Below are 17,374 nucleotides of genomic sequence, written 5' to 3'. Positions count from 1 at the left end.
GTAGATCCTAAGCTAAACAGCAAATATGTACAGTAAATAATGATAAAAAAGCGTTAAAAAATTTACTGAAAAATATTGTGCATATGATAAGGAGTTTATGCGCGGAAGGGAATGAAAGCCGATAACGGCATACGCATTACGGTAGGTAGATCACGCTTAGGCAAATAATGAATGTCTCATCGTTATTTTTACGTTTTCAAACGTTAGTTTAGCTTTTCTGCGGGTTCAATTTTTTCATGTTTTTTCTTATTTTTAGTCAGTTACAGAGAGAAAAAACGGATTCAATGAAAGTTAAATTATATTTTTAAATATCATATATTGCTGCAAGTTTTAAATTTATATAAGTTAAATTTTATTTTATATTTCATTTTTCACTAAGGAGTTTTATGAATTTAATTAATGGGGTGTTAAGAAATAAGCGTATTTATATATTAATTATTATGGCATTTCTAGGAGGAATGAATCATTCAAGAGCAGACTATAACCCAATCGAAACACTAAGGAATATTGACAGCTATTTCTATGAAAACAAATATGGTTCATCAATTTTTGGTCGAGTTATAACAGATTATTTTTATTTGGTGATGAAAGAAAAAAACAAAACAATTAATAAAACATTGATAGACAAAATAAATTATGACCATGCATTAGAAATGCTTCAAGTATTGAAGCGAAAAGCGAAGAAACAGAGTACAGGTGAAAAAGTCTCTCATGATATGACTTATAAAGAAGCAGATGAAATACACTATCTGGTCATGTTACGTAATAAAATACCCGAAGAAGCTTGGGTTTTAGGTGTGGTATTTTCTGTATTAGATGAAAAAGAAAAAGAATTTTATTGGCAAAAAATTATGGCAGCTTCCGGAGACCGTGGCCATGAATTATCGGTAATATACAGCTTGATGAAAGTGATGTTAGAAAAGGAAAAGAAGGCCACTAAAAAACAGAAAATAATTATTAATAAATGGTATGAACGTATGAGTAAAACATTAGCTTCTGCTAAATCATAGTTTTCATTTAAATAAGTTTGAAAACTAAATGTTATATAAGTATTAAGGTGTCAATTATTATGAAATTATATTTTTGTTTAATTCTACCGTTATTATTATTTTCCTGCATTGTTAATGGCGAGAACCGCCCCGGTTTTGTTTGTGGACAGTTTAATAGGAATATTATCGAAGTTCCTAGTAAGTATGTTTTTCCATTTGCTGAATATGAAGGATATAGCTATTTTGACCCAAGGTTTGTTGAAAACAAAAAAGGGTGTGAGGCTAATTTTAGAATTCTGCCAATGAGGATGTCATGGCCAGACTTAAAACCATTTAGTGAAGTCAGTCATGATGTTAGAATGATAGAAGTCTATGTTGAGCCATTAAATGGAGACCCTGAAAAATATTTTAGTCATAAGAAAAATATATATCTAAATATGGGGGTTATTAAAAGGAAAGGTGAACTATATTATGATGAAGAATTAGAGTTGTATTTTAATGAGGTTTTTATTGAGTCTAAACATATTAATGGTAATAAAGTTTATGTCAATATAATAAAGTATGGTTACTATTGGGATGAAGATAATGGTGAAGTTAATGTTTTAATGGAGTGTTCATGGAGACAGTTAGATGATAGTTATCGGCGTTGTAAATTATTATCATTAATGCCTGAATTTGGTCTTAAATATAGTGTTTCATTTGAATTTTCAAATCTTGTTAATTGGGAAGCTATTCAAGACAAGGTAAGGCTATTTTTATCTGAATATATTAAAAATTAGGGGCTAAAAATATGAATGGTCGTGATCGTAGGCAGGGAGACTTAGAATTAATATCAATAGATTTATCTAATGTTACCCGAATTTTAATAGTTAGTAAAAATCCAGAGCTTATGTATGATTAGTTTATTTTAATAGGTGTAAGTATGAGATTTGAACTAATAATTAGTTATCTAATTAAATTTACAGTTAATTGTCTTATGCTATTAATCTCAATAAATAGTTACGCTGATAATCGTCCCGATTTTGTCTGTGGGCAGTTTAACGGAACGGTTATAGAAGTTCCTGACAAGTATGCTTTTCCATTTGCTGAATATGAAGGGTATAGCTATTTTGATCCGAGGTTTATTGAAAATAAAGAAGGATGTGATGCTAATTTTAGAGAGTTAACATTAATAACGCATTGGCCTTATATGACAAGTGTTGATCCCCAAAAAAAATTTCATCTTGAAATAGATGAAAAAACGATAAGAATTATATTGAGACCAATTAGAGAGAAAGATTATTCATTAACACAAAAAATGAAAAATTATCTAAATGCATCATATTTAGGAAAGCGAAGTCAAATATTTTATGACGATGATTCCGAACTTCAATATGTTGACTATTTTGATGAATATAATGTATCTGAAAAACTATATAGTGGAAAAAGAACTCAAAAGAAAAGAACTTTTTTTTGGTTCGAAAATGAAAATGAAGTTATTGCTATCTTAGAATGCTTATGGCTACCATTGGAAAATAAATATTCAAGTTGTAATATGATTTTTTCAATATCAGAAATAGGTATACTTGCAGAGATTAAATTTAGTTTTGATAAGTATAATCAATGGAGAGATATAATGAATGAAGCTAAGGTTTTTGTCTTCGGTTTTATTAAGGATGAATATTATGAGTAAAGATATGGCTAGTTTTTCAATTAATTATAATGATGTTGTAAATTTGAAAGCTATTTTAAATGAAGGAGGTTTGGAAGAGTTTTACAGATATCTTGCTGATAAGGGAGATAGGTATTCATTAGCGGCGCCTGGGAGTTATAATGAGCATAGTTTCTTAAGTCGATTATACTTTCATTATGGTTTAGATGTTTATAGTGATGAACTGAAATACATGTATTTAAGAGAAAAATTATATAGGGTTCAACAGGACCTAGCTAAAGAGTACATGGTGTTAATAGAAAGTAAGTTTAAAAATAATATGGATAAAAGAGGGGTTATAAATATATCTAGTGAGGATATTTATAAGCACTATATGAATGTTTTAGAAAAAAATAATATGTTTATGGGATATTGGGATACTAATATAGCAATGTTATTTTTTACTACTGAAGAAAGAGGGGAGTATTGGGATAGTAAATTAAATAATAGTGATTCATTCAAAGGCCAAGTGATTCATTATTTTAAAACTATAAATTTCCTATTGGATATTTATGATAAATATACTGATAAAAAAGGTACTCCTATAGCGTGGTACTTGAAAAATAACTATGATCTATTTATGTATGAAAGGGGTTATGAGCTAATTGAAGAGCAAAAAGATATAATCTTAAAAGATAAAGATCTTTGTGATTTAATATATACTGTTCATATGAAGTATGTTAAATACAAAGATGAAATTGATATTAAAATAGGGAATGTGCATGATTTAATAAACTATCAAGAAAATGAATTATTTTACTCTGACAAGATTGATTTGAAAAATAAAATAAAATTAGAGGTGTTGGAAAAAGATATTAATAATAGAAGGAAAAAAAGGTCAGTTGGTAATTATACTGATGAGTTTGTTACGAAAAAAGATGATGCTATTAGAATATATGAGGAGTTTAAAAAAATACAAAAGTCTGAAGTTATTTATGATTATTTGGAAAGTGAAGGTTCCAAGTACGCTGTTATTGCAAATGGATTGATTAAAGAAAAATCTTTATCTGGAAAGGTTGCAAGTAATTTTATAGATACAGAGTTGAAAAAAAATGGAATAAATGAAAGTAAAATTATTTTGGATAAGTTAAAATTGGATTTGGCAGAAGACACTCTTTTAACATTTATATCACGAAGTGATAGTGATGGGGTTATAAGGGGAGATTTAACATCACAAGAAACACAACATATTCATTATAATGCTTTTGAACGTAATGGTATATCAAGGTATGGATGGACATTAACAATTCCTTACCAGATTTTACCAGAAAGTAGACATAAAGAAATTCATCTTGAAATGTTAAAATCTGCCGGTAATGATCAGGCTGAATTTCAATTTTCTATTTACTTAAGTGATGAAATGTTTCTTGAAATAATTAAAAATCCAAAGATAGATTCAATAAAATATTATACTAATTGGGGAGGGACATTATTAACCATTGATAATATAAAAGAAGCGGGGGCTGTTTTTGGTGATTATTTTGTAGAAAGTGGAATAACACTCAAGGAAGATATAGCAGCCTACGTGAATGAATTAAAAAAAGTTATCCCTAAAAGCGATTTAGATATTTATGGGGTTGAGAGCAAAATATCGCAAACCAAAACCCAGCCTATCAATCAAGGAGCGCCATCAACACCTCCAATTAAGTATCCACATAATATCGTTGATAAATCAATATTGGAAAGCTCTTATCCGAAAGCCGAACCGAATAGGCAATTAGCACCGCTTACAACAAATTTGCTGGATAGTTCAAAGTTTGAAAATAATGAAGCACCAACAAATTATTATCTAGAACGCCCGAGTGTTGTTCTTCCGGGAACTTCCGGATTTAAAGACTTCCCTACAGATACCATAAGAAATAATAATCATTTTGAAAATATGATTGATAATTTAAGAGACAATATGTCATCAATGAATAATTCAATGGACTCATTTGAAGATAAATACTCAATACCCTCAATGCCAAGTATACCTGAATTTAGTTATAGTGGTTATTCTTCTGGAGGATCTTTTAGTTTTAATTAATATTTAAAAAGTCCGCTTATAATAAAATAAATTATTTTAATTACTAGTAATCGAATGGTGATTGCTGATGTTTGTATGTTGGAAATATTTTTTTTACATAATTTTTTTTAAGATTATTGGTTTCTAACTTTATGAATAACAAGGATGTATATGAATTATAAATTAATATTTTTGCTTTCAGTTTTTCTTCTCAGTGCTTGCCAAAATCCTCAAGGAAATAATGTAAAATATAATAAAAAGAATATAATTAGTTTTTGTGAAACAAAAGGTGTTAAAACGCCACGTCTTTTCTTTATGCTACAGATGTTATACTTTTCTGAATCTAAGGATTTAATATTTGATAGAAAAAATTAGTCATTTTTAAGGGTGAAAAAGATAATAACCCAATGTTAGCATTTTTAAAGTATCCAAAAGAAGCATTTATTAAAAAATTAAGCCATGAACAGGCAATGGATTTTTATCGTGAGAATTTAAATGAAATGGGAATGTCTTATCATGCTTGGATTTTAGCAGATGTTTTAGATGTTATTAATGAGAGAAACCGAGAGGCACTATGGCAACAGTTCGTTTTTGTGATGAATAACAACGATCCTGCGAAGGAAGCTAAATTATTCATGATGCTTTGGTATGCAATGGTAAGGGAGGCTTCCAAACTACCATCAGACAAGCAAATTAAAAGCAAAAGATGGCTGGAGAAGATGAGGCGGATTACTTTAGTTAAAAATATAGAAAAAGAATTAGACTTTATGTTTGAAGAAATGATTAATGATTCAATGAATTTTAATAAGAATAAAAGGAGTTCTAATGATGGTTTCTAAATCTATTATTCCTAAATTAATTTTTATAATTTTATCATGTTTAATTCTCATAAATAAAGGTTACTCTTTTAATGAAAAATATAACCCTCAAAAGGTAAATGATTCAAGTGATAAATATTTTAGTGTTTTTATTTATCTAGAAAAAGAATTTTTAAATAATCATATGAAGGCACAGGGTGAATCATTCACCAGTGAAAAACGGAGTCGGTATCAAAAAGAAGTCAAATTAGCATACGGACGAATTATGAAAAATCGCAAAGAAAGTGATAACATCCCAATTGGTGATATTACACATCAAGAATTTATTAAAATAAAAAAAGAAGCGATGTTAAATTCAGGAATTCCTTATGAAGGTTGGTTGTTTAAAGATGTATTTGAAGTATTATCTATAGATAAACAGAATAAAATTATAGGGAAACTATTAAATAGCTTTTCTAATAAATCACTTAATGGTGAATCAGCGTTATTTGCTAGCATTTGGCTAGACATGAAAGAAGAAGCCGCGCAATCTGCATCGATAAAACAGCAACAAAGCCAAGCTTGGCTAGAAAAAATGCGAAAGATCCCTTTAGTTATTACATTAGAAGAGACGATAAATGAAACAGAAAAATTGTTTAATGAATTCACTTACTAGGGCATATATTAATCAAAACTAGTGAGTTCTATTATGGATGGCCACTTTGCAGGTAAATGGTTTTGTGAACAAGATTAAAGTTCTAATAGCAACTATACGGTTATTGCTGTTTATTCAAGCTCCCAGCAATAACCGTTATATTTAAATAAATATAAAATTAATCCAAATAAGCTAATTCAATATTTTGGCAACCCAGTGCTTGTAATGTATTTTCGGTAACACACCAATGTTTGATAATCGCATCTTGTTTTTCAACAAACTTAGCTTGGTCGATGGCGTGAATATCTTTACCTGCAAGGTTAATCATAATTAAAGCGGCTTGTAGTGGCGGTAAACTTGGGTTGAATGCGGCATTTTCTGCGTAGCGGCCTGTAAACAGTGAGCCATCTTTTAACTGTAACGCAATACCTGAATGAGATTGACTATAAGGTGCATGAGATTGGTTTGCTGCTTCAATTGCTGCACTTAATAACCGGTCACGGCTTTGGTTTTTATAACCATGGTCAACAGGGTCTAGCAGTAAAGTGGTAATATTGAGGTCAGAAGGCCCAAATGAGTCAGGTAAATAGTGGTGTAGTACCGCAGGTGTACGGCCTGGTAAATTCACCATAATTTTACCACCTTCACGTAATTCATTCATAAATTGGCGGCAGTGGCCACAAGGTGTGTAATTTACAGTAATTGAGGTAATCTGCGTTTCACCTTTCATCCAAGAGTGTGTCACTGCACACTGTTCTGCATGGATCACTTGGCCCATTGATACATGGCTAAATTCCATATTGGCACCAAAATACAAGTTACCACTTGCTCCACGTGCGATTGCACCCACGTTAAAATGGGAAATAGGAGTGAGGGCATAGGCAGCAGCAAAAGGCAATAATGCAAAGGCTAACTCAGCGTCGTCTACACTTGTTTCAGCTTTAATCTGTTCAACTTGTTCCGCCGTTAACATGCCTTGAAAATCAGATTTATCAATGATAGGTCTAAGTACCGACTGTAACTTTTCTGGAAGCTCGGCCCAAGCGGCCTTAAATCTTGAATGCATGAGTTACTCTCCCTATTTTAATTGTTTTTATTCTATTCAATAATACGTAGAACTATGTGTGATAATTATCACTATTTTGAATGTAATACATGAAACATATTCTTTTGTTGTGAGATATATCTCATATTTTATCAGTGTGCGTATGAGCAAGAGGCTATTGAACCCTCTTACTCATATATTTGGTTATTGGCTTAATGAATTAAGCTTAGCTAAAAAGATGTAAAATGACAGGGAATATAAACGGGGCAATAAGCGAGGTGATAACCCCACAGGTCATTAATGCAAGAGAGCTATAAGCACCTTCAATGTAATTCACTTCGGCACAGCGGGCAGTACCTAGGGCGTGGGAAGCGGTTCCCATCGCGAGCCCTCTTGAGGCGTGGGTTCGTACACGTAGCACATCAAATAAGCTATGGCCAAACATGGCGCCTAAGATCCCAACAAACAACACGCAAGCGGCACTAATCGCAGGGATCCCACCAACAGAATCAGCGACAGCCATCGCAATAGGAGTAGTTACTGATTTAGGTAAAATAGAACCCGCGATATCTGGGGTTGCCCCCAACCATAGTGCGATGGCAGCACCGCTGAACATGGCCACTAAACTACCTGCAAAACAAATGCTTAATAAAGATTTCCACTGGGCACGAATTTGGTGCATTTGTTCGTAAAGTGGAAAAGCGAGCGCAACCACTGCGGGTTGTAGTAAATCATTGAGTATTTTGCTACCTGCAAAATAGTGCTCATAAGATGTATTCGTGATCACTAGTAGTGCAATCAATACCGCAATAGTAATTAATAGTGGGTTTAAAATCGGTAACTTAAATGTGGTCGACAATTTACGCGCTAAATAAAACACCACAATGGTCAGCGGTAATGACCACCAAATATGTTCTAACATTATTCATTCCCCTTAGTTTTATCATTATTAATGACCGAAGAAATTGGGTCTTCGGGGGGTAAAGGAACGTCATCAGGTTGAGCCCCAACGACAGGGCGTTCCTTATGAATATAGTTGGAACTGATGGCGACAACCACCATAACGATTAAGGTACTAACTACACAGGAAACGATGATAGGAACCATTTGTTGGCTGAGTAATTCATAGTAATTCATTATGCCAACACCAATAGGAACAAACAGGATGGTCATATTTTTCAACAAAATGCTGCAACCGGGTTGTGCCCACTTCGCGGGGATAATTTGTAACGCAAGCAATATGAATAAAATTAACATGCCGACAATGCTGCCAGGGATGGAGAATGGAAGTAGTGTTGAGATAAGGTTTCCAATAATCAGGCAAAGGTAGAGTATTGCGAAAGCTCGCAAATATTGCCATCCCGTTATCAGTACCTGTTTAAATGACATGAGACTGGTCCTGTAATGTAATATCTATTCATCATACAATTAACTTTATTATTGTGCTACCGATCACAATAAAAAGCCAATAAAAAAGTGGGAAGTATTTAGCTTCCCACTTTTGATGAATAACAGACTAGAGCAAGTATGGGTTATTTAACTTGCATACCGGGTTGTGCGCCACTGTCAGGGCTGAGTAAGAAGATATCTTTACCGCCAGGGCCAGCAGCCATTACCATACCTTCAGAAATACCAAAACGCATTTTGCGTGGTGCGAGGTTGGCAACCATCACGGTTAAACGGCCTTCTAATGCTTTAGGGTCTGGATAAGCGGAGCGAATACCAGAAAATACTTGGCGCGTTTCACCACCGATATCTAATTGTAATTTCAGCAGTTTGTCTGAACCTTCAACAAAATCAGCTTGCTTGATTAATGCAATTCGCAGGTCAATTTTCGCAAAATCATCAAAAGTGATGGTTTCTTGAATTGGGTCGTCAGCGAGTGGTCCTGTGAGTTGTTGTACGGGGTTAATGCTCTCTTTTGAGGCTTCAACCATCGCATCCACTTTTGCCATTTCAATGCGGTTAAATAGCGCTTTGAACGGAGCGACGCTGTGGTTCAATAATGGGGTATTAATCGCATCCCATGACAGTTCACTATTTAAGAAGGCTTCAGCACGCTCAGTGAGGCCGGGTAAAACCGGCTTCAGGTAAGTCATCAGAACGCGGAACAAGTTGATGCCCATCGAGCAAATGTCTTGCAGTTCTTGATCTTTACCTTCTTGTTTTGCCACAACCCAAGGGGCTTTTTCATCAATATAGCGGTTTGCGATATCGGCTAATGCCATGATTTCACGGATCGCTTTGTTATATTCACGGTTGTTATAATCCTCGCCGATAACTTTAGCTGCATCAATAAATTGTTGGTATAGCTCAGGCTCAGCCAGATTTGCCGATAATTTGCCATCGAAGCGTTTAGCAATAAAGCCCGCATTACGTGATGCCAAGTTAACCACTTTATTGACGATGTCGCTGTTGACGCGCTGGACGAAATCTTCCAAATTGAAATCGATGTCATCAATACGCGAAGACAGTTTTGCTGCGTAGTAATAGCGCAAGCAGTCGGCATCTAAATGATCTAAATATGAACGCGCGGTGATGAATGTTCCGCGAGATTTAGACATTTTTGCACCGTTAACCGTGACATAGCCATGAACAAATAGGTTTGTTGGTTTACGGTACTGGCTACCTTCTAACATAGCAGGCCAGAACAGGCTGTGGAAATAGACGATATCTTTACCAATGAAGTGATAAAGGTCAGTTTTCGAATCTTTATTCCAAAACTCGTCAAAGTCGAGGTCGCCACGTTTGTCACACAGGTTTTTAAAGGAGCCCATGTAACCGATAGGCGCATCTAACCAAACATAGAAATATTTACCCGGCGCATCAGGAATTTCAAAACCGAAATAAGGTGCATCACGGGTGATATCCCATTGTTGTAGGCCTGATTCGAACCATTCTTGCATTTTATTAGCGACTTGCTCTTGTAGCGCGCCTGAGCGAGTCCACGCTTGAAGCATGTCGCTAAATGCAGGAAGATCAAAGAAAAAGTGTTCTGAATCACGCATGACAGGTGTGGCGCCAGAAATCACTGAACGTGGGTTAATCAGTTCTGTTGGGCTATAGGTTGCACTACAGACTTCACAGTTATCACCATATTGGTCTTCGGCTTTACATTTTGGACAAGTGCCTTTAACGAAGCGATCCGGTAAAAACATGCCTTTTTCTGGGTCGAAAAGCTGTGAAATAGTGCGGTTTTTAATAAAACCGTTATTTTTCAGTTTCCCGTAAATCAGCTCTGATAAAACTTTGTTTTCTTCACTGTGTGTGGAGTGGTAGTTATCATAACTAATGGCGAAACCAGCAAAATCGTTCTGATGCTCTTGGTTCACTGCCGCAATCATCTCTTCTGGCGTTACGCCAAGCTGTTGAGCTTTAAGCATGATTGGAGTTCCGTGCGCGTCATCGGCACAGATAAAGTGAACCTCTTTGCCGCGCATTCGCTGATAACGGACCCAAATATCAGCCTGAATGTGTTCCAGGATATGACCAAGATGGATTGAACCGTTAGCATAGGGTAACGCACAGGTTACCAGTAATTTATTCGCGACTTGAGACATAGTAACTTTCTTACTTCCATTATTTGAAAAGGGTCTTTGATGTTAACCGATCAAAACCATCGCTGCTAGGGGTATAAAATATTAATTGGAAATTTGTTTGAAAAAGAATTTTTACCTCTTCGTGGCTTTTCCTATCTCGATATAATAACTTTCTTCCTGTTCTCTGTTATGATTAATCTCAGTCAAAGTATATCCGCCCAATTTTCTGTAACTTATTCTAGGATATACATAGTTCAAAAATATAAATAAAGGAGCCGGGATGAACGATAAATCCCCCGAGCAGAACAAACCAGAACTGCTGACTGAACAAGTCTCCAAAGTTTTGGCTTCATTTACACACCCAACACTGCAACGTAATTTGATTTCTATCAAAGCGTTACACCATTGTGCAATGTTGGACAACGTGCTGCATGTCGAATTAGTTATGCCATTCGTTTGGAAAGGGCCGTTTCAAACTTTAATTAGCGAAAAAACTGCTGAATTAAAGCAACAAACAGGGGCTCATGCTGTTGAATGGAAACTGCGCCATGACATCACCACATTAAAACGTGCAAATGATTTGCCGGGTATTAATGGTGTTCGTAATATCTTAGCCGTCAGTTCGGGTAAAGGTGGTGTTGGTAAATCCAGTACTTCTGTGAACTTAGCGCTCGCACTGGCGCAAGAAGGGGCGAAAGTGGGGATCCTTGATGCGGATATTTACGGCCCATCAATTCCAAATATGTTAGGCACAACATTAGAACGCCCAACTTCCCCAGATGGTCAGCACATGGCGCCAATTATGGCGTATGGCTTGGCTACCAACTCCATCGGTTACTTAGTAACGGATGACAACGCCATGGTTTGGCGTGGCCCAATGGCAAGTAAAGCATTAATGCAAATGCTACAGGACACGTTATGGCCTGATTTGGATTACTTAGTTATCGATATGCCACCAGGAACAGGTGACATCCAATTAACACTTTCTCAAAACATCCCTGTTACAGGGGCGGTGGTGGTGACAACACCACAAGATATCGCCTTGGTCGATGCCATGAAAGGCATTGTGATGTTTAAGAAAGTCAATGTCCCAGTGCTGGGTGTTGTTGAAAATATGAGCGCACATATTTGCAGTAATTGTGGCCATGTTGAGCCAATTTTCGGTACTGGTGGTGCTGAGAAATTAGCCGAAAAATACCATACTAAATTATTGGGGCAGGTTCCTCTGCATATTTCTTTACGTGAAGACCTTGACCGTGGCCAGCCTACTGTTATGCGTGATCCTGAAGGTGAATTTGCAGATATCTACCGTGAAATTGCTTCGGGTATTTCAGCTTTGATGTATTGGGAAGGGGATAAAATCCCAACAGAGATTTCTTTCCGCGCCGTTTAATCGGTTATAGAGAAAAAAGGCTATTTAGTTTATCACTAGATAGCCTTATTTATTGTTGATACTTTTCTTTACTAAACGTGTTTTTTTAACCTTCTATTTTTCTGAATTGTTTGCGGAACATTTCTTTATTGAGTCATGTTCGCGTAGAATAACCACATCTTTTATTTAATCAGTTTTCTTTCTACGGGCAACCCGAAAAGGTGACTATGAAATTTTTAATTTTTATTGTTGTCGTGGTGCTGATCGTTATTTATTTTTATAACCGTATCGTCGCATTGCGAGAAGCTGTTATTTCGAGTGAAACAGAAATTTCAGTTCAATTAGATCGTCGTGGAAAAGTATTTGATAGCTTATTGGCAACAGTTAAAAAATATTTAAGCCATGAAAGCGAGGTGTTCAGTAAAATTACTGAGCTACGGACGCAAGCACAAACGGCGACTGGGGATAAAGCCCGTGAAGCCGAAGATGCGTTATCAAAAATGGTAACAAGTGGGGCAATTAATGTCGCGGTTGAAGCTTATCCTGAGCTAAAATCCGATGCAATTATGGCAAATTTACAAGAAGAAATCGTTTCTTCAGAAAATAAATTGTCATTTGCTAAACGTGGTTATAACCGTTCATTAGAAACTTATAATGCGTATATCGCTTCTATGCCTGCGGCACTCATTGTTGGCATTATTCCTAGCTTAAAAATTTCAAAGGAATATTGGCGTCTTGATGAAGAAACCATTAAGACTGAGGAATCACGTCGAATTAATTTTGATTAAAAGCCTTTAGACCTTTGAAGTGATAAATCATCGGGATGCCTTATGGTGTTCCGATATTTTATGAGTAGTAGATAACAGGTTACATTATGGATTTTAGAAACGTCATTCGTAAAAATAATATTCGCACACGTTTGGTGGTGATGAGCTATATTTTTTTAATGCTAATCATTGGATTACTGGCGGATATTGCAACACATCCAAATGAACAATTGGATTTGGTCGACAATGCGATGATGTTTGTGACACTTCATGAATTACCTATCGCCACTTTCATTGTTTTAGGTTTAACCTTCCTTGGGCTAATTTATATTCATTTTAGAGGCCATAAAATGATGTTAGCTGGGGTGAATGCCAGAGAAATCACCCAAGAAAATGCGAATATTCCCCAAGAAAAGCAACTTTTTAATATTATTGAAGAATTAAGTTTAAGTGCCAGCTTAGGCTATATTCCTCGCTTATATATTTTAGAAACGGACGAGCCTAATGCTTTCGCAGCAGGGTGGAATAATCGTAATGCACTTGTGGGGGTGACAAGAGGCTTATTACAGACACTTAATCGGCAAGAGGTTCAAGCCGTTCTTGCTCATGAAGTTGGGCACATTATTCACGGTGATTCAAAATTAACTCTGTACGTGGGGATTTTGGCGAATGTGATTTTAACCGTGACCAATTTATTTAGTCAGATTTTTATTCGAACAGCAGGGCGCAGTCGCAATAATGCGGCGAACAAAGCGCAAATGATCCTATTAGTTCTGAATTTTGTTTTACCGTGGATAACACAAATTCTCTATTTTTATTTATCGCGTACCCGTGAATATATGGCGGATGCCGCAGCGGTCGATCTCACTTCTGATAACCAAGCGATGATCAGCGCACTGAAAAAAATATCGGGTAAGCACGAAACCCACGAGTATGATAAGGCGAGTACAGGGCAAGCTTACCGTAAGGCCGCTTATATTTTTAATAAGGGCGATTCTGTGTTTTCAACTCACCCTTCGATTGAAAATCGCATTGCGGTATTAGAAGGAAAAAAACAGTTTTAGTGTATAAATGACATTTTGTACGCTCTGATTTACGGCATTTCCTATCTAATGGGTGTTTTTTTAGCGAACTTTGCCTAGGGACGCTGGAACAACACGTCATTACCCCCTATAATTCCGCCAACATAACATTTTTGATGTTATGTATTTTCATTTCTAATATTTAACCAGGTTATCATTTTATGACTGACATAGCGCATCACTGTACCATTGTAGGTATATCGGGAGCCTCTGCATCTGGCAAAAGCTTAATTGCCAGTACGTTATACCGTGAATTAAGGGAACAGGTTGGTGATCATAATATCGGTGTTATTCCAGAAGATTGTTATTACAAAGACCAAGCCGATGTCCCAATGGAAGAGCGTCTTAAAGTAAATTATGACCATCCTAACTCGATGGACCACAGCTTGCTTTATGAACATCTCAAATCACTGAAAAATGGCCAAGCAGTAGAAATTCCGCAATACGACTATGTCGCTCATACCCGTAAACAGAAAACCATCACGTTTAAACCTAAAAAAGTTATTATCATTGAAGGTATTTTATTATTAACAGATAAACGTTTACGTGGTGAAATGGATTTTTCTATTTTTGTTGATACACCGCTCGATATTTGTTTGATGCGCCGTATTAAACGTGATGTTAATGAAAGGGGCAGAACGCTTGATTCCGTTATTGACCAATATAATAAAACGGTTCGCCCAATGTTTTTGCAATTTATTGAGCCATCAAAGCAATATGCCGATATCATTGTACCTCGCGGTGGGAAAAACCGTGTTGCGATTGATATCTTGAAAGCGAAAATTGGCGAATTCTGTCAAGATTAAACCGCGCAGAAATTAAAATAATGAAGGGGGAAACAACCATGCGTCTTTGTGACCGCGATATTATTCAATGGATGGATGATGGTAAATTAGTGATTAGTCCACGCCCACCAGTTGAACGAATCAATGGTGCAACTGCAGATGTTCGTTTAGGAAATCAATTCCGTGTTTTTCGAGGACACACGGCTGCATTTATTGACCTTAGTGGCCCTAAAGATGAGGTTAATGCCGCATTAGATCGCGTCATGAGTGATGAAATTGTGCTTGATGAAGATGAGCCCTTTTTCCTACATCCAGGTGAATTAGCACTTGCAGTGACGCTTGAGTCTGTTACGCTCCCTGATAACCTTGTCGGTTGGCTAGACGGGCGCTCTTCATTAGCGCGGTTAGGTTTGATGGTGCACGTAACCGCACATCGAATTGACCCCGGTTGGCATGGGCAAATCGTGCTAGAATTCTACAATTCAGGTAAATTACCGTTAGCGTTGCGTCCTGGCATGGTGATTGGCGCATTAAGTTTTGAGCCGTTATCTGGTAGTGCTGATCGCCCTTATAATAGCCGACAAGACGCTAAATATAAAAACCAACAAGGTGCTGTTGGTAGCCGTATCAGCGAAGACTGATAACCGGTGAACTTTGCGGAAATTGCGGCGTTTAATGGAGATTAAACAGGTAATTTCCGCCCATTTTCAGGGATAGGTGTGAGTTCATTTTTGTGGCGAGCGCAAGCGGAATTTAAGAGAGGGAAGGATGAAACGTTTTTTGACGACACTGATTATTTTACTCGTGGTAATTGTTGCAGGGTTAACCACACTTGTAATGTTGGTGAACCCGAATGATTTTCGTCATTATATTGTTGAACAGGTAGAGAAAAAAAGCGGTTATCAACTTGAATTCAACGGTGATATGCGTTGGCATGTATGGCCAACTTTAAGCATTATTACTGGCCCTGTTTCCCTTACTGCACCGAATGCCGCTAAACCCATACTAAGTGCAGATAATATGCGCTTAGATGTTGAATTATGGCCACTTATTTCCCATAAGCTTTCTGTTGAGCAAATTGTGATTGATGGTGCTGTTATCCGCAAAACACCGGATAGCGAAATCCAAACTCACCGTAATGCTCCTGTCGCGCCAGGTGGTGTGCCTACATCCTCCCCTTTACCAGAGAAAAATAGCTGGTTATTAGATATAGAAAAAATTAATATTTCCAATAGCTTAGTGATTTGGCAAACATCTAAAGATGAGTTTAACCTACGTAACATTGATTTATCACTGAAGAAAAGTGATAAAAAACAGGTCGCCGTTAAATTCAGTGGAAATCTAAATAAAAACCAACAAGAGTTTGTATTTAATTTACGTGCAGATATCGATTTATCGGATGTAAATCAAAAGATTAGTGGGCAATTAACGCAATTTGATTATAAATTGAGTGGTGTTGATTTGCCTGAAAGTGGAATTGAAGGGCAAATAACAAGTGATTTTCTATACACCAAAGGGAAAGTAGAAAGTGCCAGTTTAAGCCATTTGGTGATAACGGCTAATGAAAGTGCCCTGTCAGGCGATGCCAGTATACAATTAGCCGATACCCCCAAAATAATGGTCAATTTAGTGGCCGAAAAATTAGATTTAGATAACTTACTGGGGACTATGCCTAGCAGTACCCATATCGAATCAGAGGTGAATAATAACCGTGTTGGTGTTAAACCGGTTATTTCTGGTGCAAATCCTCAACAATATGATTTATCTGGCTTGCAGGCATTTTCCGCCAATATCAATTTAGCCATTAACCAGTTAATCTATCGTGGAATGATGGTTAGTGACGTAGTTTTTGAGGCACAAAACCAAACACCTCGTTTGACGGTTTCAAAATTACAGGGTAAGGCATTTGGTGGTGCCTTCTCATTACCAGTGACATTTAATTACAGTTCAACGCCGGCATACGTTTCCGCAAGGCCGGATTTTAAAAATATCGACCTAACACCACTATTAAAAGCCTTCAATATGCCACAAAAATTAAGTGGGGTAATTTCGTTAAATACTACATTATCGGGTGTAGGTTATGATGACCATGCAGTAAAAAATCAATGGCAGGGGCCTGTTAATTTTGAGTTAAGAAATGCAAAATTGCAGGGATTGAATATTCCTTTATTAATTCAGCAATCCGTTTCCAGAGTAACCAATAAAATTAATGCACCAGTGAATACGGGTAACGTCACTGAGGTTGATTCTTTCATTGTGGCAGGTAAATTAAATAAAGGTAATTTGAATATTTCCTCTATGAATGCAACGTCATCCTTAGTTAACATTAGTGGGCAAGGTCGTATAAATATCCCTAATGAAACTATTGATGTCAATTTAGGGGTTAATATTGCTAACGGCTGGGGCGGTGATTCACGTTTAGTCCAGCAATTGCAAGCAATGACTATTCCACTGCGTATTTATGGTAGTTGGAATAATTTAAAATACCAATTAGATGTGGAAAAACTACTGCGTAATGAGTTACGAACTCAAGCCAAAGAAGCCCTTGGTAATTTTTTAAAGAAAGAAGAAAATAAAGGGCTTAATGATTTATTGAATGCATTGTAACGATATATGTCATCATGGAGCCACCTAAAACAGGTGACTCC

Annotated in this window: 17 protein-coding genes; 13 read left to right on the top strand and 4 right to left on the bottom strand. The window is 36.3% G+C overall.

What is annotated here, in order from left to right; all coding sequences use genetic code 11:
- The first annotated feature begins 386 nt into the window (after positions 1-386).
- From M1F26_RS13405 to M1F26_RS13375, 7 genes are all read left to right on the top strand, one after another.
- Positions 387-1,010 carry a hypothetical protein gene (locus M1F26_RS13405; protein ID WP_140170845.1) on the top strand — a complete coding sequence of 208 codons (624 nt, stop codon included), beginning with the start codon at positions 387-389 and terminating at the stop codon, positions 1,008-1,010.
- 59 nt (positions 1,011-1,069) lie between these two features.
- Positions 1,070-1,768 (top strand): hypothetical protein, encoded by a 699-nt coding sequence (locus M1F26_RS13400; RefSeq protein ID WP_096864131.1) that lies wholly within the window; start codon positions 1,070-1,072, stop codon positions 1,766-1,768.
- A gap of 143 nt (positions 1,769-1,911) precedes the next feature.
- Positions 1,912-2,661: a hypothetical protein gene (locus M1F26_RS13395; protein WP_180359466.1), complete on the top strand. Its 750-nt coding sequence runs from the start codon at positions 1,912-1,914 to the stop codon at positions 2,659-2,661.
- Entirely contained in the window at positions 2,654-4,705 is a 2,052-nt protein-coding gene (locus tag M1F26_RS13390; RefSeq protein WP_140170844.1) for a hypothetical protein, read from the top strand. The genes M1F26_RS13395 and M1F26_RS13390 overlap by 8 nt, the downstream gene beginning before the upstream one ends.
- 150 nt (positions 4,706-4,855) lie before the next feature.
- Positions 4,856-5,059 carry a hypothetical protein gene (locus M1F26_RS13385; protein WP_140170843.1) on the top strand — a complete coding sequence of 68 codons (204 nt, stop codon included), beginning with the start codon at positions 4,856-4,858 and terminating at the stop codon, positions 5,057-5,059.
- 32 nt (positions 5,060-5,091) lie between these two features.
- A complete protein-coding gene (locus tag M1F26_RS13380; protein ID WP_140170842.1) occupies positions 5,092-5,523 on the top strand; it encodes a hypothetical protein in 432 nt (143 codons plus the stop codon).
- Entirely contained in the window at positions 5,510-6,157 is a 648-nt protein-coding gene (locus M1F26_RS13375; protein ID WP_140170841.1) for a hypothetical protein, read from the top strand. Before M1F26_RS13380 ends, M1F26_RS13375 begins: the two co-directional genes overlap by 14 nt.
- A gap of 157 nt (positions 6,158-6,314) precedes the next feature.
- Here the strand turns inward: M1F26_RS13375 and cdd are convergent, their stop codons facing one another.
- The 4 genes from cdd to metG all read right to left on the bottom strand — a co-directional run bounded on the left by cdd (position 6,315) and on the right by metG (position 10,741).
- Positions 6,315-7,202: a cytidine deaminase gene (gene cdd, locus M1F26_RS13370; RefSeq protein WP_140170840.1), complete on the bottom strand. Its 888-nt coding sequence runs from the start codon at positions 7,200-7,202 to the stop codon at positions 6,315-6,317.
- Positions 7,203-7,407: 205 nt separating this feature from the next.
- Complete coding sequence (locus M1F26_RS13365; RefSeq protein ID WP_004256514.1) at positions 7,408-8,103, bottom strand: CidB/LrgB family autolysis modulator; 696 nt, start codon at positions 8,101-8,103, stop codon at positions 7,408-7,410.
- Positions 8,103-8,570: a CidA/LrgA family protein gene (locus tag M1F26_RS13360; RefSeq protein WP_004256512.1), complete on the bottom strand. Its 468-nt coding sequence runs from the start codon at positions 8,568-8,570 to the stop codon at positions 8,103-8,105. Before M1F26_RS13360 ends, M1F26_RS13365 begins: the two co-directional genes overlap by 1 nt.
- A 143-nt stretch (positions 8,571-8,713) precedes the next feature.
- Positions 8,714-10,741, bottom strand: coding sequence for a methionine--tRNA ligase (metG, locus tag M1F26_RS13355; protein WP_318837580.1), 2,028 nt, complete (start codon positions 10,739-10,741; stop codon positions 8,714-8,716).
- A 259-nt stretch (positions 10,742-11,000) separates the two neighbouring features.
- Between metG and apbC the strand changes: the two genes are divergently transcribed.
- The 6 genes from apbC (at position 11,001) to asmA (ending at position 17,333) form a co-directional block, all read left to right on the top strand.
- Entirely contained in the window at positions 11,001-12,113 is a 1,113-nt protein-coding gene (gene apbC, locus M1F26_RS13350) for an iron-sulfur cluster carrier protein ApbC (protein WP_004256506.1), read from the top strand.
- Between the two features lie 206 nt (positions 12,114-12,319).
- A complete protein-coding gene (locus M1F26_RS13345) occupies positions 12,320-12,880 on the top strand; it encodes a LemA family protein (protein WP_004256501.1) in 561 nt (186 codons plus the stop codon).
- Between the two features lie 86 nt (positions 12,881-12,966).
- Complete coding sequence (gene htpX / locus M1F26_RS13340) at positions 12,967-13,923, top strand: zinc metalloprotease HtpX (protein ID WP_140170838.1); 957 nt, start codon at positions 12,967-12,969, stop codon at positions 13,921-13,923.
- Between the two features lie 179 nt (positions 13,924-14,102).
- Positions 14,103-14,747, top strand: coding sequence for a uridine kinase (gene udk / locus M1F26_RS13335; RefSeq protein WP_140170837.1), 645 nt, complete (start codon positions 14,103-14,105; stop codon positions 14,745-14,747).
- A 38-nt stretch (positions 14,748-14,785) separates the two neighbouring features.
- Positions 14,786-15,367 carry a dCTP deaminase gene (gene dcd / locus M1F26_RS13330; protein WP_004909269.1) on the top strand — a complete coding sequence of 194 codons (582 nt, stop codon included), beginning with the start codon at positions 14,786-14,788 and terminating at the stop codon, positions 15,365-15,367.
- Between the two features lie 127 nt (positions 15,368-15,494).
- A complete protein-coding gene (asmA, locus tag M1F26_RS13325) occupies positions 15,495-17,333 on the top strand; it encodes an outer membrane assembly protein AsmA (RefSeq protein ID WP_140170836.1) in 1,839 nt (612 codons plus the stop codon).
- Positions 17,334-17,374: the final 41 nt, after the last annotated feature.

The organism is Providencia sp. PROV048, assembly GCF_033688165.1.
Taxonomy (GTDB): Bacteria; Pseudomonadota; Gammaproteobacteria; order Enterobacterales; family Enterobacteriaceae; genus Providencia; species Providencia hangzhouensis.
The sequence above is the reverse complement of the archived record's forward strand: the minus strand, read 5'-3'. Positions and strand labels throughout refer to the sequence as shown.

Bases quoted from the DNA above. Each gene is read 5' to 3' on its own strand.
- udk (WP_140170837.1), top strand. From the start codon at position 14,103: ATGACTGACATAGCGCATCACTGTACCATTGTAGGTATATCGGGAGCC.
- apbC (WP_004256506.1), top strand. From the start codon at position 11,001: ATGAACGATAAATCCCCCGAGCAGAACAAACCAGAACTGCTGACTGAA.
- asmA (WP_140170836.1), top strand. From the start codon at position 15,495: ATGAAACGTTTTTTGACGACACTGATTATTTTACTCGTGGTAATTGTT.
- M1F26_RS13360 (WP_004256512.1), bottom strand. From the start codon at position 8,570: ATGTCATTTAAACAGGTACTGATAACGGGATGGCAATATTTGCGAGCT.
- M1F26_RS13395 (WP_180359466.1), top strand. From the start codon at position 1,912: ATGAGATTTGAACTAATAATTAGTTATCTAATTAAATTTACAGTTAAT.
- htpX (WP_140170838.1), top strand. From the start codon at position 12,967: ATGGATTTTAGAAACGTCATTCGTAAAAATAATATTCGCACACGTTTG.
- metG (WP_318837580.1), bottom strand. From the start codon at position 10,741: ATGTCTCAAGTCGCGAATAAATTACTGGTAACCTGTGCGTTACCCTAT.
- M1F26_RS13365 (WP_004256514.1), bottom strand. From the start codon at position 8,103: ATGTTAGAACATATTTGGTGGTCATTACCGCTGACCATTGTGGTGTTT.
- M1F26_RS13380 (WP_140170842.1), top strand. From the start codon at position 5,092: ATGTTAGCATTTTTAAAGTATCCAAAAGAAGCATTTATTAAAAAATTA.
- M1F26_RS13385 (WP_140170843.1), top strand. From the start codon at position 4,856: ATGAATTATAAATTAATATTTTTGCTTTCAGTTTTTCTTCTCAGTGCT.
- M1F26_RS13405 (WP_140170845.1), top strand. From the start codon at position 387: ATGAATTTAATTAATGGGGTGTTAAGAAATAAGCGTATTTATATATTA.
- M1F26_RS13400 (WP_096864131.1), top strand. From the start codon at position 1,070: ATGAAATTATATTTTTGTTTAATTCTACCGTTATTATTATTTTCCTGC.
- M1F26_RS13345 (WP_004256501.1), top strand. From the start codon at position 12,320: ATGAAATTTTTAATTTTTATTGTTGTCGTGGTGCTGATCGTTATTTAT.
- M1F26_RS13390 (WP_140170844.1), top strand. From the start codon at position 2,654: ATGAGTAAAGATATGGCTAGTTTTTCAATTAATTATAATGATGTTGTA.
- dcd (WP_004909269.1), top strand. From the start codon at position 14,786: ATGCGTCTTTGTGACCGCGATATTATTCAATGGATGGATGATGGTAAA.
- cdd (WP_140170840.1), bottom strand. From the start codon at position 7,202: ATGCATTCAAGATTTAAGGCCGCTTGGGCCGAGCTTCCAGAAAAGTTA.
- M1F26_RS13375 (WP_140170841.1), top strand. From the start codon at position 5,510: ATGATGGTTTCTAAATCTATTATTCCTAAATTAATTTTTATAATTTTA.